This window comes from Chloroflexota bacterium (genome assembly GCA_014360805.1).
Classification (GTDB): domain Bacteria; phylum Chloroflexota; class Anaerolineae; order DTLA01; family DTLA01; genus DTLA01.
On record JACIWU010000016.1, the window covers coordinates 1 to 25556 of the forward strand.

Annotated in this window: 24 protein-coding genes and 2 tRNA genes; 7 read left to right on the plus strand and 19 right to left on the minus strand. The window is 64.8% G+C overall.

What is annotated here, in order from left to right; translation table 11 throughout:
• Positions 1–130: 130 nt before the first annotated feature.
• The 12 genes from nuoK to H5T65_04320 form a co-directional block, all read right to left on the minus strand.
• A complete protein-coding gene (nuoK, locus tag H5T65_04265; GenBank protein MBC7258440.1) occupies positions 131–436 on the minus strand; it encodes an NADH-quinone oxidoreductase subunit NuoK in 306 nt (101 codons plus the stop codon).
• 49 nt (positions 437–485) lie between these two features.
• Complete coding sequence (locus tag H5T65_04270; protein MBC7258441.1) at positions 486–986, minus strand: NADH-quinone oxidoreductase subunit J; 501 nt, start codon at positions 984–986, stop codon at positions 486–488.
• A 5-nt stretch (positions 987–991) separates the two neighbouring features.
• A complete protein-coding gene (gene nuoI, locus H5T65_04275; GenBank protein MBC7258442.1) occupies positions 992–1462 on the minus strand; it encodes an NADH-quinone oxidoreductase subunit NuoI in 471 nt (156 codons plus the stop codon).
• A gap of 44 nt (positions 1463–1506) precedes the next feature.
• On the minus strand, positions 1507–2496 hold the full coding sequence (gene nuoH / locus H5T65_04280; GenBank protein MBC7258443.1) for an NADH-quinone oxidoreductase subunit NuoH: 990 nt from the start codon (positions 2494–2496) through the stop codon (positions 1507–1509).
• Between the two features lie 25 nt (positions 2497–2521).
• A complete protein-coding gene (gene nuoG, locus H5T65_04285) occupies positions 2522–5023 on the minus strand; it encodes an NADH-quinone oxidoreductase subunit NuoG (protein ID MBC7258444.1) in 2502 nt (833 codons plus the stop codon).
• Between the two features lie 41 nt (positions 5024–5064).
• Complete coding sequence (gene nuoF, locus H5T65_04290) at positions 5065–6330, minus strand: NADH-quinone oxidoreductase subunit NuoF (protein ID MBC7258445.1); 1266 nt, start codon at positions 6328–6330, stop codon at positions 5065–5067.
• Between the two features lie 27 nt (positions 6331–6357).
• Positions 6358–6846, minus strand: a complete 489-nt coding sequence (nuoE, locus tag H5T65_04295; protein ID MBC7258446.1) for an NADH-quinone oxidoreductase subunit NuoE — start codon at positions 6844–6846, stop codon at positions 6358–6360.
• Between the two features lie 3 nt (positions 6847–6849).
• Positions 6850–8589 carry an NADH dehydrogenase (quinone) subunit D gene (gene nuoD / locus H5T65_04300; protein ID MBC7258447.1) on the minus strand — a complete coding sequence of 580 codons (1740 nt, stop codon included), beginning with the start codon at positions 8587–8589 and terminating at the stop codon, positions 6850–6852.
• A gap of 34 nt (positions 8590–8623) precedes the next feature.
• Entirely contained in the window at positions 8624–9103 is a 480-nt protein-coding gene (locus tag H5T65_04305) for an NADH-quinone oxidoreductase subunit B (protein MBC7258448.1), read from the minus strand.
• The gene (ndhC, locus tag H5T65_04310; protein MBC7258449.1) at positions 9094–9453 is read right to left on the minus strand and encodes an NADH-quinone oxidoreductase subunit A; all 360 of its coding nucleotides are present in this window, start codon (positions 9451–9453) and stop codon (positions 9094–9096) included. Before ndhC ends, H5T65_04305 begins: the two co-directional genes overlap by 10 nt.
• Positions 9454–9896: 443 nt before the next feature.
• Positions 9897–10340, minus strand: coding sequence for a polymer-forming cytoskeletal protein (locus H5T65_04315; GenBank protein MBC7258450.1), 444 nt, complete (start codon positions 10338–10340; stop codon positions 9897–9899).
• A gap of 95 nt (positions 10341–10435) precedes the next feature.
• Positions 10436–11317 carry a peptidoglycan DD-metalloendopeptidase family protein gene (locus H5T65_04320; protein MBC7258451.1) on the minus strand — a complete coding sequence of 294 codons (882 nt, stop codon included), beginning with the start codon at positions 11315–11317 and terminating at the stop codon, positions 10436–10438.
• Positions 11318–11863: 546 nt separating this feature from the next.
• Here H5T65_04320 and H5T65_04325 point away from each other — a divergent pair.
• Positions 11864–11935, plus strand: a tRNA-Met gene (locus H5T65_04325).
• Positions 11936–11973: 38 nt separating this feature from the next.
• A tRNA-Met gene (locus H5T65_04330) sits at positions 11974–12049 on the plus strand.
• Positions 12050–12107: 58 nt separating this feature from the next.
• Here the strand turns inward: H5T65_04330 and H5T65_04335 are convergent.
• The 7 genes from H5T65_04335 to efp all read right to left on the minus strand — a co-directional run bounded on the left by H5T65_04335 (position 12108) and on the right by efp (position 21839).
• Positions 12108–14453 (minus strand): hypothetical protein, encoded by a 2346-nt coding sequence (locus tag H5T65_04335; protein MBC7258452.1) that lies wholly within the window; start codon positions 14451–14453, stop codon positions 12108–12110.
• 445 nt (positions 14454–14898) lie between these two features.
• Positions 14899–16200 carry an MFS transporter gene (locus H5T65_04340; GenBank protein MBC7258453.1) on the minus strand — a complete coding sequence of 434 codons (1302 nt, stop codon included), beginning with the start codon at positions 16198–16200 and terminating at the stop codon, positions 14899–14901.
• Positions 16201–16963: 763 nt separating this feature from the next.
• A complete protein-coding gene (arcC, locus tag H5T65_04345; GenBank protein ID MBC7258454.1) occupies positions 16964–17908 on the minus strand; it encodes a carbamate kinase in 945 nt (314 codons plus the stop codon).
• A gap of 30 nt (positions 17909–17938) precedes the next feature.
• Positions 17939–18982, minus strand: a complete 1044-nt coding sequence (locus H5T65_04350) for an ornithine carbamoyltransferase (protein MBC7258455.1) — start codon at positions 18980–18982, stop codon at positions 17939–17941.
• A gap of 132 nt (positions 18983–19114) precedes the next feature.
• Complete coding sequence (locus H5T65_04355; protein MBC7258456.1) at positions 19115–20185, minus strand: ornithine carbamoyltransferase; 1071 nt, start codon at positions 20183–20185, stop codon at positions 19115–19117.
• Between the two features lie 40 nt (positions 20186–20225).
• Complete coding sequence (locus H5T65_04360) at positions 20226–20966, minus strand: GntR family transcriptional regulator (protein ID MBC7258457.1); 741 nt, start codon at positions 20964–20966, stop codon at positions 20226–20228.
• Positions 20967–21281: 315 nt separating this feature from the next.
• On the minus strand, positions 21282–21839 hold the full coding sequence (gene efp / locus H5T65_04365; GenBank protein MBC7258458.1) for an elongation factor P: 558 nt from the start codon (positions 21837–21839) through the stop codon (positions 21282–21284).
• Positions 21840–22163: 324 nt separating this feature from the next.
• Here efp and H5T65_04370 point away from each other — a divergent pair, with 324 nt between their 5' ends.
• The 5 genes from H5T65_04370 to H5T65_04390 all read left to right on the plus strand — a co-directional run bounded on the left by H5T65_04370 (position 22164) and on the right by H5T65_04390 (position 25555).
• Entirely contained in the window at positions 22164–22706 is a 543-nt protein-coding gene (locus H5T65_04370; GenBank protein ID MBC7258459.1) for a translation initiation factor IF-3, read from the plus strand.
• Positions 22707–22863: 157 nt separating this feature from the next.
• Positions 22864–23073: a 50S ribosomal protein L35 gene (rpmI, locus tag H5T65_04375; GenBank protein MBC7258460.1), complete on the plus strand. Its 210-nt coding sequence runs from the start codon at positions 22864–22866 to the stop codon at positions 23071–23073.
• A 36-nt stretch (positions 23074–23109) separates the two neighbouring features.
• Positions 23110–23466, plus strand: coding sequence for a 50S ribosomal protein L20 (rplT, locus tag H5T65_04380; GenBank protein MBC7258461.1), 357 nt, complete (start codon positions 23110–23112; stop codon positions 23464–23466).
• A 93-nt stretch (positions 23467–23559) separates the two neighbouring features.
• Positions 23560–24357: an RNA methyltransferase gene (locus H5T65_04385; protein MBC7258462.1), complete on the plus strand. Its 798-nt coding sequence runs from the start codon at positions 23560–23562 to the stop codon at positions 24355–24357.
• A 4-nt stretch (positions 24358–24361) separates the two neighbouring features.
• Positions 24362–25555 (plus strand): DUF711 family protein, encoded by a 1194-nt coding sequence (locus tag H5T65_04390; protein ID MBC7258463.1) that lies wholly within the window; start codon positions 24362–24364, stop codon positions 25553–25555.
• Position 25556: the final 1 nt, after the last annotated feature.

The following is a 25556-nucleotide window of genomic DNA, read 5'->3' on the forward strand; positions in this document are numbered from 1 at the left end:
GGGGGGTTTCACCCCCGCGCGACTGCATTCACCCCGCCCGACGCTGAAGCGTTGGGCGCTGGCCGTAGGGGCGACGCGTGCGTCGCCCCTACGCGCATCAGATCACCCTCCCATCACGCTGGACAGGCCATTACCCTCGCAGCACGTTCATCTCGTCCACGTCCGTGGTGGGACGTTTGCGGTACAGCGCGACCAAGATCGCCAGCCCCACCACCACCTCGGCAGCGGCGATGGCCATCACGAACAACACCAGCAACTGCCCATCGGGTGCGTTCAGGTAGCGCGCGAAGGCGATCAGCGACAGGTTCACCGCGTTGAGCATCATCTCCACGCACATGAAGATGACGAAGACGTTGCGGCGCACCAGCACGCCGATGCCGCCGATAGCAAACAGAATCGCGCTAAGGATAAAGTAGTGAAGCGAAGAAAGCGACATCTCTTTCTCCTGTCCAAGTCCGATTCGCCCGCGCCTGCGTGCGGCGCTGCTAAGCCTCCCGCCGGCGTCTAGCCAGCATGACGACGGCGATCATCCCGATGAGAAACAGTACCCCCGCCATCCACAACGGCAGCAGATACTGCGAAAACAGCATCAGGCCCAATATCTGAACGTTGTCCTGCGGCGTGGCGGGCAGCGGCGCGCGCGGCATGGCCGCGTTCAGCCCCACGTACAGCAGGCCCACCGCGAGAAGCACGGCCAGCGCGATGCCCCCGTACCGCTGGACGAGCCGCCTGTCTTCGCCTTCGCCCCGCGCCACCATCAGGAACATGATGACGAACAGGAACATCACCACGATGGCGCCCGCGTACACGATGAACTGAATCAGCGCCACGAACGGGGCGTTCAGCATAATGTACAGCGCGCCCAGCGCGCAGAAGTTCACCAGCAGCCCCAACGCGCTCCACGTGGCGTTCTTGCCCAGTATCACCCAGATGGCTCCGGCGATGGCCGCAAGCGCGAAGCACGCGAAAAGGATGATCTCCAGCATGCTGTTCAATCCTCCAGTATGATCGCATGGGGTGTCGCGGGCTGAAGCAGCGTCTCCTTGCCCATAACCAGGTCGCCGCGCGACGCCCTCGCCAGTGCGAACTCGTGCCCCAGTTTCAGCGCGCCTGTGGGGCAGGCCTCCTCGCAGAACCCGCAGAAGATGCAGCGCGTGTAGTTGATCTCGTACAGCCGCGCGTAGCGTTCGGTGGCCGAGTAGCGAGCGTCGTCGGTGTTTTCGGCCGCCTCCACGTAGATGGCCCTGGCCGGACAGATGGCCGCGCACAACCCGCAGCCCACGCACAACTCCAGCCCGTCGGGGCGACGCTGCAATTCATGACGCCCGCGAAAGCGCGGGTACAGGCGGATCTTCTCTTTCGGGTACTGAACCGTGAGCGGCTTGGTGAAGAAATACTTCAGCGTAACCGCCATCGCCTTCAGGATCTCGTAGAACCCCTTGAGCACATTGACTATGGACATGCCCCACCTCTGTCAACGCAGGGCGGATTCGCCCCGCCCTTCAATCAGCGAAGGATGAGCACGACGACCGCCGTAACCAGCAGGTTGAGCGCGGCCAGCGGCGTCAGGAACTTCCAGCAGAAGTGCATGAGTTTGTCGTAACGGGCACGGGGCAGGCTCGCGCGCACCCAGATGAACACGAACAGCATGACCGCCGTCTTGATAAAGAACCAGAGCCACCCTGGGAGAATCGGCCCCTGCCAGCCGCCCAGGAACAGCGTCGCGACAAGGGCGCTCACCACGATCATGTTGATGTACTCGGCCATGAAGAACAGCGCGAACTTGATGCCCCCGTACTCGGTGTTGTAGCCGGAGATGAGTTCGTTCTCCGTCTCCGGAAAGTCAAACGGCGAGCGGTTGGTCTCGGCCAGGCCGCAGATGAAATAGATGAGGAAGCCGATGGGCTGCAGCACGATGAGGGGCAGCGCCGCCTGGTATTCCACGATGCCGCTCATCCGCAGCGTGCCGGTAACGACGACCAGCGACACCAGCGACAGGGCCATGGGGAGTTCGTAACTGATGATTTGCGCCGTGGTGCGCAGCGCGCCCAGCAGAGAGTAGTTGTTGTTGGACGACCACCCGCCCAGCACGATGCCGTAGGCGCCCAGGCCGGCCACGGCCATGGGGTACAGCAGCCCCACGTTGATGTCCGCCAGTTGCAGCGTGATGGTGCGGCCGGCGATGACGATGGGCCGCCCGACGGGAATCACCGCAAAGGCCAGGATGGCGGGCGCCATGGCCAGCACGGGGCACAGGACGTAGAGCCACTTGTCCACATGCTCCGGAATGATCTCTTCCTTGAAGATGGCCTTCAGGGCGTCGGCAATCGGCTGGAAGATGCCGAATGGCCCCGCCTGATTGGGGCCGTAGCGCAGTTGGAACCGCGCGCAAATCTTGCGCTCGGCCAGCGTCATGTAGGCGAAGCCGACCAGCAATCCCAACGTTACCACGATGGCCTTGATAGCCGGAATCAGCAGCGTGTCTATCCAGTCCATGTGCACTCCCCGAGTTCTTGCGATTCTACGAACGCGACAGTTTCACGAACGTGGCCCTGTCGGGCGTTTCCAGGACGGCCGCGACCGAATCCTGGCAGGCCCACACGCAACCTGGCACGACATCGGGCGACACCTGGGCCTTCAGTACCACGGCCCCCCTGGCCGAGGCAACGCGAACGGCATCGCCCGTCTTCACGCCGCGCGCCTCGGCATCCTGCGGGTGGATCAGCAGCGCATCGCCCCACTGGACAGGCGCGAGGGTCGCCGAGTGGCGGGCAGGCACGGCGTTCGGGAAAAGCGCCCGCCCGGCCGCCAGCCCCAACGGATAGCCTTCGGGCGCGACGGGGTACTCCACCGCGAAGGACGCGGGCTTGACCTTCTCCGCCGCCGATTCGGGTTGCCAGCCCGCGGCCCCGATGGTTTCATACGTGCACTCACGGCACACGGCGACGCCCCGCGTGATCTCGCGCCAGATTTCGGGCGCCGCCTCGTAGTCCCAGTGCGACTCAGCGCCGCGCTTCTTTTCGCGGCCCGGGGTCGCATTCGCCAGGTCGGCCACGATTTTCCACGCCGGGCGCACGCCCTTGGGCGGGTACACCGCCTGGGCCGCCCGCTGGAGCCGTCGCGTCAGGTTCAGGAATGTCCCGTCCGTTTCCGATGGCGCGGCGGACGGGAAGACCACGTCGGCCAGTTCCGCCGTGGCGGTGAGGAAGTGATCCACAACGACCAGGAACCGCAGCGTGCGCAGCGCCTCGGCCGCGCCCGGATGCTCATGCACCAGGTCGGTCTCCACCACGAGCATGGCCTGGACGGTGCCCTCGCGGCAGCCGGCCAGCATCTCGCGCAGGGCCAGCCCCTTGCGCGGCGAGAGTTTCGCATCCCAACGCTTGCCGAAACTGTCGCGGGCCTTGGCGTCTTCCACCGACGCGCCGCCCGGGTAGCGATCCGGAACGGCGCCCATGAGCAGCGCGCCCCAGGCGTTGGGCTGCGGCGCGAGGTAGCCGGCCTCGCCGCCCAAAAGCGCCACCAGATTCCGAACGGGCGGCAGGTCTGCCCCGCTACCGTACAGCACCAGCGGCGCGCCCTTTTCGGCGAGCCAGTTGGCGGCCTGTTTCATATCCTGCGCGCTCACGCCGGTGGCTTCGGCCACGCGGTCGGGCGCGTAGTCCTTCGTCCACGCGGCGATGTCGGCGTGGCTGGCGCTCTGCACGCGCTCGTCGCGGGCCAGCAGGTGCAACAGCGCGGCGAGGACTGCCGATTCGGTGCCCGGCCGGCACCCCAGCCAGATGCCGTAGCGGCTGACGACGGGGCGCTTGGGGCCGATGGCGATGACGCGGGTGCCTTTCGTGAGCGCAGCGCGGCGAATCCAGAGGTCCACCATTGGCGCGTCGCCCAGCGGGTCCACGCCCAGGAGCACGACCACGCCGGCGCGGAGGGGCGCCGTTACCGCCGACAGAGGCGCGGCCCCATCGGCAGGCCGCCCCGCGAAGTCCACGTTGTTGGTGCCCACGACGGCGCGGGCCCACTTCTGGAGCACGTAGTTGGCCTCATTGCTGGCGCGCGCCGAACCGATGGCCGCGACAACGTCCGGGTTGGCCGTCTGGGCAATCTCCTGGAGGCGACGCGCAGCAAAGGCCAGCGCCTCGTCCCATGTCGCGGGCTGGAGTTTGCCGTCCTTGCGGATCATGGGCGTCTTCAGGCGCTGGTCGCTGCGCACGTAGTCCTGCCCAAAGCGCCCGCGGTCGCACAGCCACTCGTCGTTCACATCCGGGTTCTCGCGGCCCACGGCCCGCAGAAGGCGGTTGGCCTTAGCGTGCAGCGTGAGATTGCACCCCGCGCCGCACAGCGTGCAGATGCTGGGGGTGCGCTGGAGTTCCCAACTGCGCGCCTTGAATCGGAAGGGGATGCTGGTCAGCGCACCCACCGGGCAGAGGTCAACGATGTTGCCCGAGAACGGCGACGTGAGCGGGCGGCCGTAGAACGTGTCCACGACGGTGTTGCGCCCGCGCTCAAAGGCGTCCAGTTCCACATCGCCCGGCCACTCCTCCAGGAAGCGGATGCAACGGCGGCACAGGACACACCGCTCCTCGTCCTTCATCACGAAAGGCCCCAGCGGCTTTGCCTTCGCCTTGTGGCGTTTCTCCTCCACGTAGCGGCTGACGGTTCCGCCGAACCGGAAGACCTGATCCTGCAAATCGCATTCGCCGCCCTTGTCGCAGATGGGGCAATCCAGCGGGTGGTTGGTGAGGAGGAACTCCAGCACGCCCTGGCGCGTCTTGATGACCTCCGGCGTGTTGGTGCGGACTACCATGCCCTCCTGCACTTTGGTCGTGCAGGCTGTCTGGAGGCCGCGCATTTTCTCCACTTCCACCAGGCACATGCGGCACGCGCCGATGCCCACCAGTTTGGCGTAGTAGCAGAAGGTCGGGATGGTGATGCCGAGTTGCTTCGCGGCATCCAGCACGGTTGTGCCGGCGCGGACGCTCGTCTGTTGACCGTCTATCGTTACATTCACCAGAACTTCCATGCAGCGCCTACCTCATTGGTGTAGAAACGCAGGTACTCTTGCTAATCCTGGTATGGGCAACGCTTGTCGCGAATGTGTTGCAGGTACTCGTCGCGGAAATGGGCGATGCTAGAGCGCACCGGCCCCAGAGCCGCATCGCCCAGCGGGCAGAAACTCTTGCCGCCGATGTTGCTGCAGATGTCCAGCAGGAGCGGCAAATCCTCCTCGCGGCCCGCGCCGTGCTCAATGCGGTGCAGGATTTTGTACAGCCAGTCGGTGCCCTCGCGGCAGGGGATGCACTTGCCGCAGGACTCGTGGCGGTAGAACTCGGCCAGGCGCTCCACCGTCCGCACGATGCACGTGCCCTCGCCGATGACGATGACCGCGCCCGACCCCAGCATGGTGCCGATGGCCGCCAGCGACTCGTAGTCCAGCGGCACGTCCAGGTTTTCCGGCGTGATCATCGGCGTGGACGACCCGCCCGGGATGATGGCCTTGATGGGCTTGCCCTCCAGCGGCCCGCCCGCGTAGTCGTAGATGAGGGTACGCAACGGCGTGGCCAGAGGCAGTTCGTACACGCCCGGCTTGTTCACGTGCCCGCTGATGCAGAACAGTTTGAGGCCGGGGCTTTTCTCGGTGCCCATGCTGGTGTACCATTCGGCGCCCCGCTCCACGATGAAGGGCACGTTGAACAGGGTCTCCACGTTGTTGATGACGGTGGGCTTGCGGTAGAGGCCCTCGCTGGCGGGGAAAGGCGGCTTCAGTTTGGGATGGCCCCGGTCGCCCTCCAGCGAGGTGAGGAGGCCCGTCTCCTCGCCGCAGATGTAGGCCCCGGCGCCGCGGTGCACGATGAGGTCCAGGTTGAAGCCGCTGCCCAAGATGTTCTTGCCCAAGAACCCGTGTGCGTAGGCTTCCTGGACGGCCTGCTCCAGCCGCCGCGCGCCGAATTCGTATTCCCCGCGGATGTAGATGAACGCGGTGTTGACTTCGCAGGCGTAGCATGAAATGATGATGCCCTCAATCAGGCCGTGCGGGTCGTGTTCAATGAGGACGCGGTCTTTGAACGTCCCCGGTTCGCCTTCGTCGGCGTTGCAGACGAGATAGCGCGGGTACACGCCCTTGGGGAGGAAACTCCACTTGACGCCCGCCGGGAAGCCCGCGCCGCCCCGGCCGCGCAAGCCCGAACGCTTCACCAGGTCCACCAGCGCGGCGGGCTCGTACTCCTTCAGGGCCTTGGGCAGGGCCTGATACCCCCCGCGCTGCATGTACACCTCTATCGTGTGAGAGTCCGGCACTCCCACGTTGCGCAATAGGATTGGTTCTGCCATGTGCGTCTCCTGGCTATTCAGGTACAACTATCGGCTGCGCAGTTCCGCCAGAATCTGGTCCACCTTCTCCGCCGTCAGGTTCTCGTAGTAGGTGTCGTTGATTTGCATGACCGGCGCGGTGCCGCACGACCCCAAGCATTCCACCTCCAACAGCGTGAAGCGCCCGTCGGGTGTGGTCTCGCCCACGCCGATGCCCAGTTTCTGCTTGAGGTGCTCCACAAGATGCTCGGCCCCCAGGAGGGAGCACGCCACGTTGGTGCATACCTGGATCAGGTACTTGCCAACCGGGCGGCGGTTGAACATGGTGTAGAAACTGGCGACGGACCCCACTTGCGCCGGCGATAGTTCCATGACCTCGGCTACCTCTTCCAACACCTCGGGACTGAGCCAGCCGTGCTCTTTCTGCGCCAGCGCGAGCGCGGGCAGGAGCGCCGAATTGGGGTGTGGGTAGCGCGCCTTGAGTTGCTGGATTTCCGATTTGACCTTGTCAGACAGCACGTGAACCTCCCGCCTCAATCGCTAGCGATCCACCTCGCCCAGGGTGATGTCTATGGAGCCGATGATGGCCACCATATCGGAGAACATGTGCCCTTTCGCCATCAAACTGGCGGCCTGCAGATTGGAGAACGACGGCCCGCGAATCTTCAGCCGGTAGGGCTTGGGCCCGCCGTCCGACACGATGTAGTAGCCGATCTCGCCCTTGGGGGCCTCCACGCAGGCATAGACCTCGCCTTCGGGCGGGTGGAATCCCTCGGTAACCAGTTTGAAGTGGTGGATGAGGGCCTCCATGCTGGAATCCAGTTCCTCGCGCGGTGGGAAGACGATCTTGCGGTCGTCGCACTGCACGGGGCCTTCGGGCAACTTGGCGATGGCCTGCTGGATGATGCGCACGCTCTGCCGCATCTCCTCCATGCGCACCAGGTATCGGTCGTAGCAGTCGCCGTTGGTGCCGGTGGGGATGTCAAACTCAAACTGATCGTAGGACGAGTACGGCGCGTACTTGCGCACGTCGTAGGCCACGCCCGTGGAGCGCAGCACGGGGCCGGTTACACCCAGCCCGATGGCCTGCTCGGCGGTCAGCGCGCCGATGCCCTTGACGCGCGACAGCCAGATGGGGTTCTCGTCCAGCATGCGCGCGATGTCGCGATGCCACTTGGGGAAAGTGTCCAGGAATCGCTTGACGGCGGGCACAAACCCCGGCGGCACGTCCCGCGCCACGCCGCCGATGCGGATGTAACTGGGAGTGAGGCGCGCGCCCGAGACCATCTCAAAGATGTTCAGGATGTCCTCGCGGGTGGCGAAGGCGTATTGGAGCAGGGCGTTGATGGTACCCGCCAGGTCCAGACAGTGGGTGCCCACCCACACCAGGTGCGCGGCCAGGCGCTGGAGTTCGCACATGATGACCCGCAGGTACTGGGCGCGCGGCGGAATCTCCACGCCCAGGAGTTTCTCCACGGCGATCACGTACCCCATGTTGTTAGTCATGGCCGCGACGTAGTCCATGCGGTCGGTGTAGGGGAGCACCTGCGCGTAGGTCTTGTACTCGGCGGTTTTCTCAATGCCCGAGTGCAGGTGGCCGATGTCGGGCCAGGCGTTGAGCATGGTCTCGCCGTCCAGTTCCACCACCACGCGCAGCACGCCGTGGGTGCTGGGGTGCTGGGGGCCCATGTTCAGGACCAGGGTGTGGGGCTGGGCCTCGGGCGGGCGCACCGGCGGCACCGAGACGGGGTCCAACACCTGCGTTCCCAGGCCCTCCAGCGCGGGGTCGTCCAGCGTGGGGGTAAAAGCCACCGGCTCGCCGCCCAGCGGATAGTCCTTCCGCAGCGGATGGCCCACCCAGTCGTCGGGCAGCATGATGCGGCGCAGGTCGGGATGACCCTTGAAGCGGACTCCCATGAGGTCATAGGCCTCGCGCTCGTGCCAGTTGGCGCCCGGCCAGATGTCCACAACGCTGGGAGCGGTGGGGTTGTCCCCCGCCAGCGGCACTTTGAGGCGCAGCACGCGCCGATGGGGGAGCGAGTACAACTGGTACACGGCGGCAAAGCGCGGCTCCCGCCCCAAGGCCGAATAGTCCACCGCGGTAACAAACGCCAGATGGTTGAACTGCGCGTCGGGGTCATCGCGGAGGAAGCGACAAACGGGCAGGAGATGATCTGCGCCGACCGTGAGGGTGGTCTCGTCCCGGAACTCGTAAACACCCTGGATCGCGTCGGGGAACTGCGCCTTGAGCCTCTCCAAGAGCACGTTGTTATCGGTCATAGCCATGCCTACCATCCACGTTCAGGAAATGGGGCTACGCAAAGTCCTTGAACCGCTGGGTCATGATCTTCTGCTGCAGTTGGGTCAGGGCATAGAACAGGGCTTCGGGGCGCGGCGGGCACCCGGGGATGTAGATGTCCACCGGGATGATCTTGTCCACGCCCTGGAGGATGGCGTAGTTGTGGAACATGCCGCCGGAAGACGCGCAGGCCCCCATGGCGATGACCCACTTGGGTTCGGCCATCTGGTCGTACAGGCGCTTGACCACCGGGGCCATCTTGTTGGACACGCGGCCGGCCACGATCATCAGGTCGGGCTGGCGCGGGGTGGCGCGGAAGACCTCGGCGCCGAACCGGGCAATGTCATACCGCGACATGCCGGCGGTCATCATCTCTATCGCGCAACACGCCAGACCGAATAGCAGCGGCCACACCGAATACTTGCGGCACCAGTTGACCGCAGACTCCAGCGTTGTGAGGACAACGCCATCGGGCAGTTTGGTCTCTAGTCCCATTCCAACGCTCCCTTCCGCCAGACGTAGATGTAGCCCACGAAGGCCATGAGGAGGAAAAGGAGAATCCCCAACAAGCCCGGCCATCCCAAATCCCGAACCCTGGCGGCCCACAGGTACAGGAAGACCACGACCATGTCCAGCAGGGCGAACAGCATGGCGAAGCGGTAATACCTCACCGAGAATGGGCGTTCGCGCGGGCTCTGGAACGGAATCTTGCCGGACTCATAGGGAAGGAGTTTGACGGGATTCTTGCGTTTGGGGCCTAGGACTGCGGGAACCCCAAGGGCTAATACGGACAGGATGCCTGCCACCGCAAGCAAGATGAGGATGGGGACAAAATCGCTTGGCATAACCTGAGGATTCCTCCATACATAGAGTTAGGATACCACGCTGTATCGGGAATTCTTCAATCCCCGCCAGATCCCCAGGAACGCTGTACAGTTTATCACAAATGCTGGGCGCTGTCAAACCGACGGGACGATTCGGTTTCACGCCATGTCGGCGACGCCACAGCATCCGATGTCATTCCACGTTTCGGCAGCGAAGTCATCCCGTAGGGACTTCATCACGAGCGACACGAATCTACCGAATGGAACAGAGATCCCAGGGGGCATCGGAGGCTTTCAGAGATTGTGCTTTTTTTGACAATCTCCGAGAACGGGTGTATACTTGTGCCAAGTTACACAATCACCGTTGTGGGCTACCCAGACGCTCAGCCAGGGCTTCTGGTTGCCTCCTTTGCTGATCCCCCTCTCGGAAGGTGCCGCCGAGAGGGGGCCCCCTTTTTGTGGGCCTACGACTCTTCGGCGTCTACCACTTCGCCTTCCAGGGCAGGCGGCTCGGTCTTCGCCTCGGGGGCCTTGAGCAGCGGCGGCTCCTCGGCGCCGGCCATGAGGCTTTGGCCTCGGAAGAACCCGCCCTCCTCTATGAGGAATGAGGCCACGGCGATGTCGCCCCAGACCTTGCCCGTGGACAGGATTTCCAGCCGGCCCGATGCGACGATCTTGCCCTTGACCGCGCCCGAGACCGAGACGTTGCTGGCCTTGATGTCGGCCAGGACGCGCCCCTGCTCGCCGACGATCACATTGCCCGCCGCCTGGATGGAACCTTCGCACAGGCCGTCAATGCGCAGGCCGCCGTCGGTCTCCAGTTTTCCGGAAAAGCGCGCGTTGGGGCCGATCACGGTTTCTATGCGGTCAGAACCGCGCTGCCTATCTTTGCCTAGACTCAACGTCATATCTCCTTGCGGTCCGATTTGTATGCGAAACCTTCGGGGGCGGCTGCGCGTGCGTCGGCCGAAGCGAGTACAGGAGCGCCGCGACCCGAAGGGGGTTATGGCTTGGTGTCCAGCCCGATGTATTTCATCGGATCCACCGGCTTGCCGTTGAGGAGAATCTCGTAGTGCACGTGCGGGCCGGTGCTGCGGCCGGTGGAACCGGAACGGGCGATCACATCCCCCGCCTTGACCTGCGCGCCCTTCTTCACCAGCAGGCGGGAGTTGTGGCCGTAGATGGTTACGAAGCCTTCTTCGTGTTTGATCTCCACGGTCCAACCCAGCCCGCCACGCCAGCCGGCAAACGTAACCGTCCCGTCTTTGGTTGCCTTCACGGGCGTGCCATACCAGGCGTTCAGGTCCACGCCCTCGTGGAATTCGCGCACGCCCTGCAAGACCCTGTACCCGAATTCCGAGGTAATCTCCACCTTGCCGTCCAGCGGCCACCCGTGCGGCGCTGCGGCCAGGAGGCGCAGTTCGCGCTCCAGTTGCTCTTTCGTCGTCCGCTTCTCGGGGTCAATGCGCTCCAGTCGCTTGTTGGCCTCGGCGATGAGTTCGTTGAGGTGCGCGATGCGAAGGGGCAACGAGGCCTCTAGCGTGGCGATCTCGGCCATGTTGGCATCCACAAGCCCCATGGTCGGGCGCGTGCCGCGGCTGCTGAGGGTGCGCGGCGCGGGGGTCGGGACGGGTGGCGCTGCAGCCTGCCCGCCCACCGCCCCCTGGCTTTCGGCCGGCGCGCTTTCGGACGCAGGCTCAGCCGTGGGCGTGGGCGTCGGCGTGGAAAGCCCCATCATTTGCTCCACCTGCTGCGCCAGGCGGTCCACCTCGCTCAGGCTTTCCTGGAACTCGGCGACCTGGGCGGCGAGGGATTTGGTCTCTTCCTGCTGGGCCAGAATCGTGTCGCGCATCTCCCGCTGACGCGAACTCTCCAGTTCCACCATGCGACGGTAGTGGGCCAGTTCGCGCTCCAGGTTGGCGCGGGAATCCACGAAGTAGCCCAGGGCCAGGAAAAACGCAAGCCCCAAGATGAGGAACAGGGGAAGAGTCCACCGTGGAAAGCGCAGACTGACCGGCGCGCGCTCAGGCTGCGGCGGGACGATGAGCAAAGTAATCGGTTGTTTATCTCGCTTTCGCGCCAACTCTCTGGCCTCTCCCCACAAGGTCAAAGAAGCCCGCCATGAGCGGGGTGGGACTAGCCTCTCAGACGCAGCCGGAACCATGGATATCATACCACGACTCTCGCCGGCTGTCAACTGTTTTGCGGGCCAGATCCGCTCCTTTTTCGTTGGCGAAAAAGGTGCGATGCACCCGCCCGACGCTGAAGCATCGGGCTGAACGGGCGAAGCCCTGCGGGCTGGCGTCATCCACGAATAACACGAATCTACACGAATGGGAATTGGACCCAAAGACCTTGGAAACCCTTGGGGTCTTCGGGAGGGTCAGTTTTGACGAATTCGCCGCTCTGGCATATAATACAGGTGCAACGTTGCGGGGTGGAGCAGTGGCAGCTCGTCGGGCTCATAACCCGAAGGTCGTTGGTTCAAATCCAACCCCCGCTACCTGAGACACGGCAGGTATCCCACCTGCCGTGTGTTGTGGCGGCGTAGCTCAGCAGGTAGAGCAGGGGACTCATAAGCCCTGTGTCGGGGGTTCAAAGCCCTCCGCCGCCACCACCCGGAAGCGCGCTCCCTCGCGGGGAACGCGCTTTTTGGTTTCCCCCATCGTCGCCCGCTAGAACAACGGAATCTGCGCCTCGCCCTTTTCCATGATGGGATCCAGCCCCACGGCCTGCTTCAGCGAATGGATGTCCACGCTGGGCAGTTTGAGCAGCGCCTGGATGAAGGGCTGGCGGATGAGCGTCCAGTCGCCCTGTTGAAGGATGCGCCCGTAGATGGGCGAACGGCGCAGTTTCAGCCGCAGCAGGGCAACGCGGGATTCCGGTATCACCAGATAGCGGGCCGCGTTCGCGTCGGGCGGGCCGAGCGCCGCCAGCGTGTGGATGAGAGCCGTCGGCGAGAACACGAACGCATGGGCCGCCCCGTTGGCGACCCACACCACATGGTACGGCGGCCTGTCGGCAGCCACCTGAAGCCCCATCCGCCGTCCCAATGTCTCCATGTCGGCGACGAACGCCGCCAGGGCCAGGCGGACGCGCTCGGGCTGATCCTCGTCGCGAAGCCGAACCCAGCCAGGGGATGTCTCCTGCGCGTAGGATTCCAGGCACGCCTGGACCAAATCCTGCTCGGGCGTTTGCAGGCCCGGGAATCGGCGATAGAGGGCCTCCTCGCAATCCTCGCGGCGGAGGACCAGCGTCTCCCGCAGAATCTCGGCCACGGCGGTCTCCACGCGGTCGGCCAGCGGCGGGGCAACCTCCGACGCCTCCCGCGGCCACAGCATGGGGAACAGAGCATCCGGGACGAAGCGCGCCTCCCACTCCATGGGCACCAGGGGTTCGCGGGCATCCTTGCCGAGCGCCTCTTCCACCGCCTTGTGGATGACCTCGTAGCCGGAATGGCCCTCGTCTCTGGGCAGCAGGGCGCGCTGGAGAAGGCCTCGCTGGGCCAGGCGGGCAAAGGCTCCGTGGCGCAGCCAGCCGGTCGGCAGGGGTTCGCCCCGCTGGGCGAGGGCCTCACGCGCGCCGTGCTCCGCCTCGTCTCGGATCTCGTTGCGCAGGAGGCCCGCGTCAGGCGGGCGCGCTACCCCCTCCAAAATCTCCGCGCCTTTGGCCAGGATGATGCGATAGTCGCCCCCGCCCTGCACGGCCTCGGCGACGGACCGAGGCCCGTACACGTGGGCGGCGGGGCGGAACCCGGCCAGCGCCCCCGCCATCAGGGCCGCCTCCGCCTGAGTGCTCCGCCGCGGCGACAGTAGCAGTGCGAGATGGCCGTGCAGGTGCAGTTTGGGGCGGAGCGCCTGGAACGCCGCGCCCATCGTCCGCACGTACCAGGCCCAGTCGGGTACGGGCTGACGGAGCAGGGGCTTCAGGTACGCCGCGCTCTCCTTCCCGAACAGCCAGCCCGCCCACAGAAAGCAAAGCCGCCAGTAGCGCTGGCCGATGTTGGACAGCCCTGTTACGACGAGCCGCACGCTTTGGACGGGCAGCGCCCGGGCGAGTTCGCGCACCGCGCAGTGGAGCACGGCGGCGCTGGTTTCCCTTCCGCCGGCCAGCACCCCGGCCACACCATCCGCGCCGGTCAGGGAACTCAGGCCGGCGATGGTGGGAGGGCGCGGGGTTTCTCGCCATTCTTTCCACGCCTCCTCAAAGGCAAGCCACACGTTGCGCTCCAGGCCGAGGCCGCTTGTGCGCATGGCGGGCGTGTCCGGGGTTACGGGTGGGCGATTGAACAGGCCGCACCGCACCATGCACCCCAGCAGCAGATACTTCAGCGCCTTCTCCTCGGGCGTGTTGGCGAATTCCGCTTCAGTCTTGATGACCATCTGCGTCAGGGCGTAGCGGGCGCGCGTGGTGTAGAACTTCAGGAGCGCCTCCCCTTCCTGGCGGGCCAGGTCTCCGGGCGGCGACAATCGGTCCAGGACGAAGAAGTAGGTCAGCCCCTTGCCCTCAACTTGCTCCAGCACGGCCATGTCGTCATCCTGAACCGTAGCGGAACCCTGGAACCCGCACGCGGGGCAGCGCACGTACTTCTCAACGGGCGCATTGCGCTCCAAGTCCCAGATGAAGTAATCGGCGAAGGTCTGGCGGCGGCACGAAGGGCACGCGCACCGGTACAGGCGGAGGATGTGCTCGCGCAGCAGGGTCGTGCCGCGCAGGGTCTGGCCCAGGGCCGTCGCGGCGGCGTTGAGTTGCTTCTCGGGAGGGGGCGCAAGGGTCTGCTGGACGGCGAAGGCGTCTATGGGGTTGGCGCTGCTGGCGATGATGCGCCGCCCCAGCGATGCCGCGGCCAGGACCACGGCCGGCGACTGGCAGAATGGGTCCAGCACCACGTCGCCCGGGGCGGTGAGGGCCTCTATGCAGGCGGCCACGACGTTCTCTGCCAGGGGCGGCAGATACGACTCCAGGAAACCCGCCCCCATGCGGGTTCGCGCAGGGATGAAGTGATCCATCCGTGCGGACATGCGGCCCCCTTCTGTGTCGGGAGGCACAGGGTGCGCAGCCCGAAACGTGCCCGTCTCCTACCCGCACTCATTATACCATGAGGCGGGGCAGGGCGGCAAGGGGTCTGGCAGCAACCTCGTGCAGGCCGGCTTGCAAAGCGAGCGTAGGGCAGGTTTCCGTACCTGCCCCCTGCCCACGGCGACTATGGAAAGCCGCCCTACATGTCTTCCATCCTCCATTCGTGTGGATTCGTGTTATTCGTGGATAGCGGTTACCGAGCGTAGGGCAGGTTCCCATACCTGCCCCTGCATCCGGCGGCTATGGAAAGCCGCCCTACGTGCTTACTGTGACCGCGAATGCACGCGAATCACGCGAATGGGAAACCGTAGGGCAGGTTTCCACGCCTGCCCCGGCCTACGGCGGCTATGGAAAGCCGCCCCACGTGTCTCCCGAAGGTGGGCGGCGTCAAGCGGATTGCGCCAACTTGCGCGGCTCCACCAGGCGCGCCGTCAGCCACAGCGCGGGCAGAAGTCCCAGTGCGGTGAGGGCGAACAGCGGCTCATACGACACGGCGCTCGCCAGCGCGCCCCCGAGGAGCGGGAAAGCAATGATGACGCTGGTGAGGGTGTTGCTCAACCCGACGTAGATGGGCCGCTTGCTTTCGGGCGAAATCTCCAGCAGGTAGTTCATGTGGCCCAACATGAACGAACTGTTGAGCGCGCCGAGCGAGGCGAACAGCAGGAGATAGACACCCGCGAACCACGGCGAATGGCCGGGCAGGAACACGCCCGCGATCGTGGCCAGCGCCGGCGCGAACAGGGCGATAAACGCCTCCACGCGGGTGGTCAGCCGCCCCCCGAACCGCTCCAGAAGGTACCCGCCCAGGATGGAGTACAGGAAGCCGCCCACGATCTGCGCCGACAGGAAAAGCCCGATGGTCCCTGTGGGCACCCCTTTCTGGTTGATGGCGTACACCGCGTAGAACGGCGATGAAAGCGAAGTCAGCCCCAGCAGCAGCCGAATGGCGGAGATGGTGCGAAAATTCGCGTCGCCGCGCCAGATGGCGCCGAGTTCGCGCGCGTAGTCTCGGAGAGTCAGCGCGGCGTCGTCCACCGGGCAGGGGGTCTCGCGGATGTTGGCGCAGAACAGAAGCGAAAGGGCAAGAAAGCCCGCCGCCGCAAGAAACAGCGAGGCATAATTGGCCGGATAGGCGAGCGGGCTGCCGTCGCCCAGGATGTACCCGACGAGGCCGCCCACCCCCGTGGTCAACAGGGCGCTCACGACCTGCGTTATCCCGATGAACCGCCCCCGGCGCGTGGGGGGAATGGCTCTGCTGAACAGGTCAAACCACGCGACGCTGGCGATGCCATCGCACACGTTGAAGATGCCGAACCCCGCGAGGATGATGGCCGCCACCAGCGCGGGCCGCGACTCGGCGAGCCAGAACAGGGCCAGCGCGCCGAGGATGAACATAGGCCGCCCGAAGAGGGACGGGACGATGATCGCCGGCTTCTTGCACGGCAGGCGGCTGACGTGGCCCGCGGCGAATAACTGCGGCAGCAGCCACCCGCCCGAGGCCAGCGTGCTGACCAGGCCCACGGCGATGGGCGACCCGGACAGGCGGTCCACCAGCGTGGGGAGAACCGTGCTGGCGCTGACGAACGTCATGGCCAGGCCGAAACTGATCCAGTCGCCCATCAAGGCGACGGCGTTCCATCGGTAGTTTGTGGGCAAGATTGTCGTCGTGTCGTGTGTGTTGTTCGCCATCGTGTCCTTCTCCACGGCGATTATATGCCCGCTGCCCCGGCTCTCCAAACGTTCACGGGGGCCGAGGCGTCCCCCGAGGGTGGCGAATTGCCGTGCGCGGGCACGCAGCGCGCGAAGGCCGCGCCGGCGCCACACCTCACTCCCGGCCTTCGGCTGCCCCCTCGCCGTGGGCAGAGATGTGGAGCAAATTGACAATTTGCTCCACGCGAGTAGGGGGTGAATCGCCGCATCGTCGCGCGGGGCCAAACCCTCGCGCTAGGGGCGTTTGGAGCGCGAAGGACGCGAAAGGGCGCGAAAGCCGCGTCCGGCTGGCGCGCGGGGCTAAACCCCCGCGCTGAAAGAACAAAGCCCCTTCGGGGCTTCGCCCGTTCAGCCCGATGCTTTAGCGTCGGGCGGGTTGCAGATGCACCTCACCCCCGGCCTTCGGCTGCCCCCTCGCCGTGGGCGGAGATGTGGAGCAAATTGCCAATCTGATCCACGCGAGTAGGGGGTGAATCGCCGCATGCCCGCGCGAGGCCAAAGAGGCCAAACCCTCGCGCTAGGGGCGAAGGTTGCGTATCGCGTAGGGGCGACCGGCCGGTCGCCCCTGCAGCCAGCCCGATGCTTTAGCGTCGGGCGGGTTGCAGATGCACCTCAGCCCCATGCTTCCGCGCCGGGCAACCCTCGCGACAACAGGTACCCAACAGACGCGGGAACCCAAGGAAAGCGAAACGCCGAAGGCCATGGGGCCCTCGGCGTCTCCGAAAGTGGCGATGCGAAATCGTTACGGGACGATGAGCGTGCCTGTCTCGCCGCGCAGCGCGCGCTCAATGTTCTCGGGGTTGGTGATGATGGCCTGCTTCCCGCCCGCCTCCAGGAACCAGATGATGGCCTGAATCTTGGGGAGCATGGAGCCTTTGGCGAAGTGCCCCTCGGCCATGTACTGCTTGGCCTCGGCGACGGTCATGCGGTCTATGGCCTTCTGGTTGGGTTTGCCGTAGTTCAGGTACACCTTCTCCACAGCGGTGGAGATGAGGAATAGGTCGGCCTTGATACTGCGGGCCAGCAGCGACGAAGCGTAGTCCTTGTCAATCACGGCGGCCACGCCTTCCAGTTCGCCCTTCTCGTTCTCCACCACGGGGATGCCGCCGCCGCCCACAGTGATCACCACAAACCCCTTTTGGATCAACTCCTCTACCGCGTCCTGCTCCTTGACCTTCTTGGGCAGGGGCGAAGCGACAACCCTGCGCCAGCCGCGCCCGGCGTCCTCCACTACATGCCAGCCCTCCAGGTCTCGGCGGCGCTTGGCCTCCTCTTCCGTCATGAACGAGCCGATGGGCTTGGTCGGGTTCTGGAAGGCGGGGTCGTTGCGATCCACGACGACCTGAGTAACCACGGTAACGGCCTGCTTTTTCATACCACGGCGCAGGAACTCATTCTGTAGATTTTGCTGGAGCATGTAGCCGATAGCGCCCTGGGTGTCGGCGCCGCACACGTCCAGCGGCACCTCGTGCAGTTCGTGGCGCGCCAGTTCGCTGCGGCGCAGGATGAACCCCACCTGCGGCCCGTTGCCGTGGCCGATGGCCACGTCCCAACCCTGCTCAATCATGCCCGCGATGTGGTAGCAGGTTTCCTTGGCCGCCTGGTACTGGTCGGGAACCGACTGATGATCTTTGTCCTTGATGAGCGAGTTGCCGCCGATGGCAACAACCGCGACTTTCTTCGTCATAGACCCACTCCTTTGTGTGATGTGTGTAGCCTACAGAAGGCCGGACATGGTCAGGGCCATGACGGCCTTTTGCACGTGCAGGCGATTCTCGGCCACGTCGTAGATGCAGGAGCGCGGGCCGCTGGCGACCTCGTCGGTAACTTCGTGGCCGCGGTCTATGGGCATCGGGTGGGTGAAGATCGCGTTGTCGGTCAGCCGCATCTTCTCGGCGTCGCAAATCCACTCGGTGAGTTTCAGCGCCCGCTCAATCTCCTGCTGCTTGAGGAACTCGCCGTCCTTGTACGCCTCGGGACTCATCCAGTGGCGCGAATACACCACGTGAGCGCCCACATACCCCTCGCGCACGTCGGTGGTCTCTTCAAACGCGGTGCCGTTGGCGCGGCAGTTGGCCTTCGTCCACTCAATGACCTGGGGGTCCAGCGTATACCCCTCGGGGTGGGCCAGGGTTACGTGCATGCCATAGCGCGAGCCGATGAGCAGCGCCTCCTGCACCGAGCACCACGAGCGCGCCAGCGCCCCGTGGCCCCAGGTAACGAGCAATTTCTTGCCCTTCAGCACGCTCATGTCCAGGCCCTGCCCAGGCCCCTTGCCGTACCACTCGGCCCAGCCCATGATGTCGGCCAGGCCCTGGAACGGGTGGTACTTGTCGTGCGCCATGGAGAAGACCGGCATCCTGGCCCAGTAGGCGTACTCGCGGATGAGGTCGTCGCCCTCGCCATACGCGCCGATCTTGTCCTCCAGGATGCGGATGCCCAGGCCAGCGGCGTAGCGATCCATCACCTTGGCGGCATCCTCCACCGTCTCGCCCGCGCTCGTGGCCGTCTTCAGGCGCATGGCCTTCGGCTCCAGGAACTGGGCGTGGCCGCCGAGTTCGGTGGCCGCGCACTCAAAACTCTGGCGCGTGCGCACCGACGGGTTGTAGAAGAACATGAAGAACGTCTTGTTCTGCAGCAGGCTCGTGAACCGAGGGTTGAAGCGGTCGCGCTTCATCTTGGCCGCCAGGTCCAGCACGGCGTTCAATTCGTCTTCGCTCCACTCCTGCGTCGTAATCAGGTCCTTGCCATAGAGATCCATCTTCGGCCTCCCAACAGGAAGTTTCAAGAATCGGCCCACCGCAGAAGCCACGGAGCACGCAGAGGGAGAAAAGCCTTCCTCCCTCCGCAATCTGCGCGCTCTGCGGTGAGCCTACTGTAGGCGGTGTCCGTCTTAGGCCATCACCAGGCTCATGACGGCCTTCTGGACGTGCAGGCGGTTCTCCGCCTCGTCGTAGGCCGCCGAGAGCCACGGGCGCTCCTTGGAGCGGGTCGTGTTGTCAATGACTTCGTCGGTTACCTCGTACCCGCGGTCGCAGGGCAGGCAGTGCAGGTAGATGCTCTCGGGATCCGTCAGGCGCATCTTCTCGGCGTCGCAAATCCAGTCCTTGTGGCTGTCAAAGATTTGCTGGGTCTTCTTGGGGTCGTCCTGCCCGACGGGGGGCTTGAAGATGGGCGTAGCGCACCAGGCCTTGGGATAGACGACGTGCGCGCCCTTGAACGCCTCGCGCATGTCGTGGCTGATCTTGAACGAGCCGCCGTTGTGGCGCGCGTTGGTCTCGCAGGCCGCCAGCACCTCGGGATCCAGTTCCATGCCCTCGGGATGGGCCAGGGTAACGTTCATGCCCATCATGGTGGCGGCGATGATGGCGCTCTGGGGCACGGCCCTAGGCTTGTGGATGCTGGGCGAGTAGGCCCAACTCATGACGAAGTTGACGCCATTGAATGTGCCGAACTTCTCCTTGACGGTGAGGATGTCGGCGAGGGCCTGGAAGGGATGGTACTTGTCGTCCTCCATGTTGAGCACAGGGATGTCGGCCCAGTAGGCGAAATTGCGGATCAGTTCGTTGGCGCCGCCATAGACCCAGTCCACGGGGTCGCCGTAGCAGCGGATGGCGATGGCGTCGCCCATGCGCGCCAGCACGCGGGCCACGTCCGAGACGCGCTCGGTGGAATAGGCCACCTCTTTGCCGGGGAGCGCCGGGGTGTAGATTTTGCCCGGGTCCAGGTAGTGGGCATGGCCGCCCAGTTGCGTCATGCCGGCCTCAAACGAGTTGCGGGTGCGCAGGCTCTGGTTGTAGAAGATCATGAACAACGTGCGGGCGCGCAGCAGATGGTCGTGAGGCTCGCGCATGGCGTAGCGCCGCTTCAGGTCCAGCGCCACGTCTAGGATGGTCTCTACCTCTTCGCGGGTCCAATCCAGCAGGGTAATGAAGTCTTTGCCACGGAACGTTTCGGTTTTCATAACCTTCTCCTTTCAAAATAGTGATTTCGTATCCGATTTTCTAGCGCGATGGGGCGATACGGCGAATCAGGTGGAACTTGAAGACGGTGGGCAGGAAGTAGTTCTGCGAATAGCCGACGATCTGATTCTCCTGCGTGTAACTGACCTCCTCTAGCAAGAGTAACACGGTGCTCGGTTTGACATGGAGTTTGGCGGCGACAGAGGAATCCGCGCGCGTCGCGATGATGTTGGTCCAGGCGAAACTCAAGGGAACCCCACGCTCCAGGAGGTAGTCCAGCACGGAGCCCTTGAACGAGGCCCTCAGCGTGGCGACGTCGGTAACCCAGGCGGGCAGCACGTCGTACATATAGGCAGCGATGACGCCGTTGGTTACCTTGGTGCGGCCGACGGTGATGACCTTGTCGCCTGCCGCAATTCCGAGCCGCGAGGCGAGTTCCGGTGTGGCAGGCTCCTCGCGGATTTCCAGGTCCTCAGTGGTGCAGACGAGTCCCATGCGGCGGGCCAGGGAGTCCAGGCTTTCCAACTGTTCCAGGCCGCTGTCTATGAGGGGGGCAGGCGCGTTGATGAAGGTGCCCAGGCCGCGGCGGCGGGTGATGAGTCCTTTGTCCTCAAAGGCGCGCAGGGCCTCGCGCAGCGTGGCCCGCGAGATGCCCAGGCGCTGCGCCAGTTCCGGCTCAGGCGGCAAGCGGTCGCCAACGCGATAGGTCCCGTCCTGGATGAGCCGATTCAGGGCCTCTTCGGCCTGGAGGTAGAGAGGCCGGGAGTCATATTTCAACCGCATCGGGACACCCCTTTGTCTGATGTCTGACATATTATACGCACGTGACACGCGGTCGTCAAATCGCCGGATGCGGGACTCGTCCGCAAGGGTGCTGGGGGCTTCATTGCGGTGCAAGCGGCGCCGAGCAATCTCGTATCCCTATTCGTGCCCATTCGTGTCATTCGTGGTTACAGAGCGTAGGGCAGGTTTCCATACCTGCCCACGGCCCCCGGCGGCTATGGAAAGCCGCCCTACGGGTCTATTCTACATTCGTGCCCATTCGTGTTATTCGCGGTTACGACAGCAACAGCCCCCCGCGGGCCGCACAGGCAACGCCTACACGCGGGTCAGGTACTCGCCCGTCCGTGTGTCCACGCGGATCACATCGCCCTCGGCGACGAACAGCGGCACCTTAACCACCAGGCCGGTCTCCGTAACCGCATCCTTGGTCGCGCCGGTGGCCGTGTCGCCCTTGATGGCGGCCTCGGTCTCGGTAACCCGCATGTCCACGGTTACCGGCAGTTCCACCTCAATCGGCTCGCTCTCGTAGGAGATGAGTTCCACGTTCAGGCCATCCACCAGGTACTTCGCCGCGTCGCCCAGCACGTCGGCGCTGAGGATGGGCTGCTCGTAGGTCTCCACGTCCATGAAGTGATAGAACTCGCCGTCGTTGTACAGATACTGCACGGTACGGTGATCCAGCCGCACGTCTTGCACGCGGTCGCCCGACTGGAAGGTGCGGTCTATGGTCGCGCCGGAGCGCAGGTTGCGCAGGCGGGTGCGGATGACCGCATTGCCCCGGCCTGGCTTATGGTGCTGATAGTCCAGCACCCTGTACAGTTCGCCGTCCATCTCAAAGGTTACGCCTTTGCGCAGTTCGGTTACCGAAATCATCGTCTGCTCCTTCGCAAAACGCCGAATTGCAGTCCTCGCAAAGTCAAGGCGCGCTTCCGGCCTGATCGGCAGAAAGCGCACCATGATGTGCACAAGGACAATTCTGCGCCTATTATATGCGGGGGCGGCGACCTGTCAATTTTGCGGGCGAGTCTCCGTTCCGCTTCATACCGGTACCTTCATGCCACAGATGCCGTTCGCCGTCATGGCGGGCGGCAATGCACACGGTGAACGCAGCCGGCGGACGTTGATTTGACGCGTTTTGCGACTCATGTTATACTGCGTTGCTTGTAAGGGCTTACCCGGAACGGTCTAAATCCGTTTCTGCACGTACAGGAGGAGCACAACATAAGTACCAGGAGCCAACGTGTCAACGAAGAGATCCAGGCCCGCCAGGTGCGCGTCATAGACGAAAACGGCGAGCAGGTCGGCATCATGTCCCTGCGGGACGCCCTACAGTTGGCCTACGACCGCGACCTGGATCTGGTGGAAGTCGCGCCGAATGCGGACCCGCCGGTTTGCCGCATCCTGAACGCCGGCAAGTTCTTCTACGAGCGCACGAAGAAAGAGCGGGAGGCGCGCAAGGCTCAGAAGACGGTGGACGTGAAAGAAATCCGTCTGAGCCCGAAGATCGGCGACCACGATGTCTCGTACAAGGTGCGCGACGCCCGCCGTTTCCTGGAGAGCGGCGCGAAGGTCAAGGTCCGCGTCAGGTTCCGCGGGCGCGAGGCGAGCCATCCCGAGTTGGGCGTGGAGGTGCTCCAGAAAGTCGCAGAAATGCTGGGGGACGTCTCTACCATAGAGCAGCCGCCCCAGGTGGACGGCAGAAGTCTCCTGATGGTGTTGAGTCCGGCCAAGAAGTCCTAGGCGGACACTGTGTACGCGAACGAGCGAGCAGAACCGCCGGCCATCTGTCTGGCAGGCGGTTCGCACTTGAAAAGGATAGAATGAGCGGTGGGCGAGCCTGCCAGGCCCAGAGCGGCCCGCAAGCCCATCCGGATACCAAGTATTTGGGAGGAGTTCCGTGCCGAAGATCAAAACGCACAAGGCCACAGCCAAGCGCTTCCGTTACTCCGGGAGCGGCAAACTGCTGCGCACCAAGCAGATGAAGAGCCACCTGCGCCGCAACAAGTCCGCGCGCGTGAAGGCTCAATTTGACGAGATGTTGGTGGTTGAGTCCAGGGGGCTCAAGCGCCGGGTGGCCCGGCTTGCCCCTTACCTCAAACAACAGTAGCATCTTGAACACTTTGACGGAAGGGGGTATCCATCCTTGCCAAGAGTAAAACGGGGCGTTCCCGCCCATCAGAAACATAAGAAAGTCCTCAAACTCACCAAGGGGCAGTTCGGCACTCGGAGCAAACTGTTCCGCAGGGCCAACGAGGCGATGCTCAAGTCGCTGTCGTATGCGTACCGCGACCGCCGCAACCGCAAGCGCGACATGCGCCGCCTGTGGATCGTGCGCATCAACGCGGCCGCGCGCGAGCAGGGCCTGTCCTACAGCCGCTTCATCCAGGGCCTCCAGACCGCCGGCGTGGAACTGGATCGCAAGGTCCTGGCAGACATGGCCGTAACCGACCCGAAGGCGTTCGCCGACCTGGTTGACGTGGCCCGCAACGCTTTGGCGTAGAACGTTCACGTTCGCGCAGAATCCACCGCAGCACGCTGAGGGAATGTGAGGATTGCCCCACCTTCCCTCGTTTTGTTGTATGGTAGAGTAGAGATGATCACGATTAGCAGCACGGCCAATCCGCAGGTCAAGTACGTGCGCTCCCTGCACCGGCAGAACGTCCGCAGGCGGGAGGGCTGCTTCATCGCGGAGGGGGCGCGGCTGGTGGCCGACGCCTTGGCGGCCCATGCCATCGTCCGCGAGGCGTTCTACACCAAAGAGTTCGCCGCATCTCCGCTGGGGCGCCCGCTGATTCCGCGACTCCAACAGGCCACGGACGCCTGTTTCGCCGTGTCGCCACCGGTCATGAAGGCGATGACCGACACCGTAACTCCGCAGGGCGTTCTCATCGTCGCGGAGATGCCCGCCTGGCCCATGCCCAAGACGCCGAAACGCATCGGCCTCCTGCTGGACGAATGGCGCGACCCGGGCAACCTGGGCACGGCGTTGCGCACGGCGGAAGCCGCCGGCGCCGACTGGGTTGTCCTGACGCCGGGCACGGTGGACCCGTTCTCGCCGAAAGTCGTCCGCGCGGGTATGGGGGCCCACTTTCGCCTGCCCGTTTTCCTGGATCCCAATTGGGGCGAGATACATCGGGTTCTGGGCAGCACTCGGGTGTACCTGGCCGATGCCCACGCCGACCTGCCCTACGACGCGGTGGATTGGACACGCCCGGCGGTGTTGGTGGTCGGCGGCGAGGCTCACGGAGCACCTTACGAACGCCACTTTCCGACAAAGTTGACGCCGATTGCCATCCCCATGATGGGGAAAACCGAATCGCTGAACGCGGCAGTCGCTGCCGCCGTGATCCTCATGGAAGCCATGAGGCAGCGGCGGCACGGGGGAGGATAGGGCCGTGGAGATTCGGTCGCTTACGTGCTTTGTGGACCTGACGTATCCGCTCCAAGGGTCGCAGTGGGAAACCATCGCGCGGTTCGCGTCGGCAGCGCGGCGCGCCTTCGCCGACGCGGGCTACCGCGTGCAGTCCATCCGCCTGGCGACGCAGCCGTTCCCCGAGTTCGCCGCGGGCGTGGAAGCCTTCTCCCTTGCCGATGTCGCCGTGGAGGTGGAAGCCGCAGCGCGGGAGGCGGGCGTGGACTACGTGTCCCTGGGGCCGGCGCCGGGCGTCCAGCGCGCCTTCGGCTGGCACCTCGCCGAGGAGATTCCGCAGGCCATCGCGGCCACGCAAGGCGTGTTCTTCGGCGTAACCATCGCGTCGCCCACGCTGGGCATGGACACCGAAGGTATACGCCACGCGGCGTCGCTGATCTCACAGGTCAGCAGGAGCGTGGCGCATGGGTTCGGCAACCTGCGGCTGGCGGCCCTGGCCAACTGCGCGCCCTGGTCGCCGTTCTTCCCCGTGGCGTACCATGGCGGCGGGGCGGCCCGCTTTGCCGTCGCCACGGAGGCCGCCGACCTGGCGGTGCAGGCGTTCTCCCAGGCGGGTTCGCCCGCGCAAGCCGAGGCGACCCTGCGATCCCTGGTGCAAACCCACGCCGACCGCATCGCAGAGACCGCCCGCGCGCTGGCGCAGGAACTGGAGATGGGATTCGCCGGCATAGATTTCTCGCTCGCGCCCTATCCCGTCCCAGAGCGCAGCATCGCGAAGGCGCTGGAGGCGCTCACGGGCGACAAGTTTGGCGCGCGCGGGACGCTGTTCGCCGCCGCGCTGGCGACCCGCGCCGTACAGTCCGCCGAGTTCCCCAAGACGGGCTTCTGCGGCCTGTTCCTGCCCGTGCTGGAAGATGCGGTGCTGGCCCAGCGAAGCCGGGAGCGCACCTACTCGCTGGATCACCTGTACCTCTTCTCGGCCGTCTGCGGGGCGGGTCTGGATACCGTGCCCCTGCCCGGCGACGTCAGCCGCGAGGAACTGGAGGCCATCCTGTTGGATCTGGCGGCGCTGTCCACCCGACTGAGCAAGCCACTCACCGCGCGCCTGATGCCGATTCCCGGCAAGCGGGCGGGCGACATCACCGAGTTTGATTTTGAGTATTTCGCAAACGCTGCCATCCTTGAGGTTGGGGGGACCGCCCCACGGATCGGAAGATAGA

Excerpts from the sequence above, each read along its gene's own strand:
- nuoK (MBC7258440.1), bottom strand. The coding sequence starts at position 436 with ATGTCGCTTTCTTCGCTTCACTACTTTATCCTTAGCGCGATTCTGTTT.
- H5T65_04270 (MBC7258441.1), bottom strand. The coding sequence starts at position 986 with ATGCTGGAGATCATCCTTTTCGCGTGCTTCGCGCTTGCGGCCATCGCC.
- nuoI (MBC7258442.1), bottom strand. The coding sequence starts at position 1,462 with ATGTCCATAGTCAATGTGCTCAAGGGGTTCTACGAGATCCTGAAGGCG.
- nuoH (MBC7258443.1), bottom strand. The coding sequence starts at position 2,496 with ATGGACTGGATAGACACGCTGCTGATTCCGGCTATCAAGGCCATCGTG.
- nuoG (MBC7258444.1), bottom strand. The coding sequence starts at position 5,023 with ATGGAAGTTCTGGTGAATGTAACGATAGACGGTCAACAGACGAGCGTC.
- nuoF (MBC7258445.1), bottom strand. The coding sequence starts at position 6,330 with ATGGCAGAACCAATCCTATTGCGCAACGTGGGAGTGCCGGACTCTCAC.
- nuoD (MBC7258447.1), bottom strand. The coding sequence starts at position 8,589 with ATGACCGATAACAACGTGCTCTTGGAGAGGCTCAAGGCGCAGTTCCCC.
- H5T65_04305 (MBC7258448.1), bottom strand. The coding sequence starts at position 9,103 with ATGGGACTAGAGACCAAACTGCCCGATGGCGTTGTCCTCACAACGCTG.
- ndhC (MBC7258449.1), bottom strand. The coding sequence starts at position 9,453 with ATGCCAAGCGATTTTGTCCCCATCCTCATCTTGCTTGCGGTGGCAGGC.
- H5T65_04315 (MBC7258450.1), bottom strand. The coding sequence starts at position 10,340 with ATGACGTTGAGTCTAGGCAAAGATAGGCAGCGCGGTTCTGACCGCATA.
- H5T65_04320 (MBC7258451.1), bottom strand. The coding sequence starts at position 11,317 with ATGGTGGAACTGGAGAGTTCGCGTCAGCGGGAGATGCGCGACACGATT.
- H5T65_04335 (MBC7258452.1), bottom strand. The coding sequence starts at position 14,453 with ATGTCCGCACGGATGGATCACTTCATCCCTGCGCGAACCCGCATGGGG.
- H5T65_04340 (MBC7258453.1), bottom strand. The coding sequence starts at position 16,200 with ATGGCGAACAACACACACGACACGACGACAATCTTGCCCACAAACTAC.
- arcC (MBC7258454.1), bottom strand. The coding sequence starts at position 17,908 with ATGACGAAGAAAGTCGCGGTTGTTGCCATCGGCGGCAACTCGCTCATC.
- H5T65_04350 (MBC7258455.1), bottom strand. The coding sequence starts at position 18,982 with ATGGATCTCTATGGCAAGGACCTGATTACGACGCAGGAGTGGAGCGAA.
- H5T65_04355 (MBC7258456.1), bottom strand. The coding sequence starts at position 20,185 with ATGAAAACCGAAACGTTCCGTGGCAAAGACTTCATTACCCTGCTGGAT.
- H5T65_04360 (MBC7258457.1), bottom strand. The coding sequence starts at position 20,966 with ATGCGGTTGAAATATGACTCCCGGCCTCTCTACCTCCAGGCCGAAGAG.
- efp (MBC7258458.1), bottom strand. The coding sequence starts at position 21,839 with ATGATTTCGGTAACCGAACTGCGCAAAGGCGTAACCTTTGAGATGGAC.
- H5T65_04385 (MBC7258462.1), top strand. The coding sequence starts at position 23,560 with ATGATCACGATTAGCAGCACGGCCAATCCGCAGGTCAAGTACGTGCGC.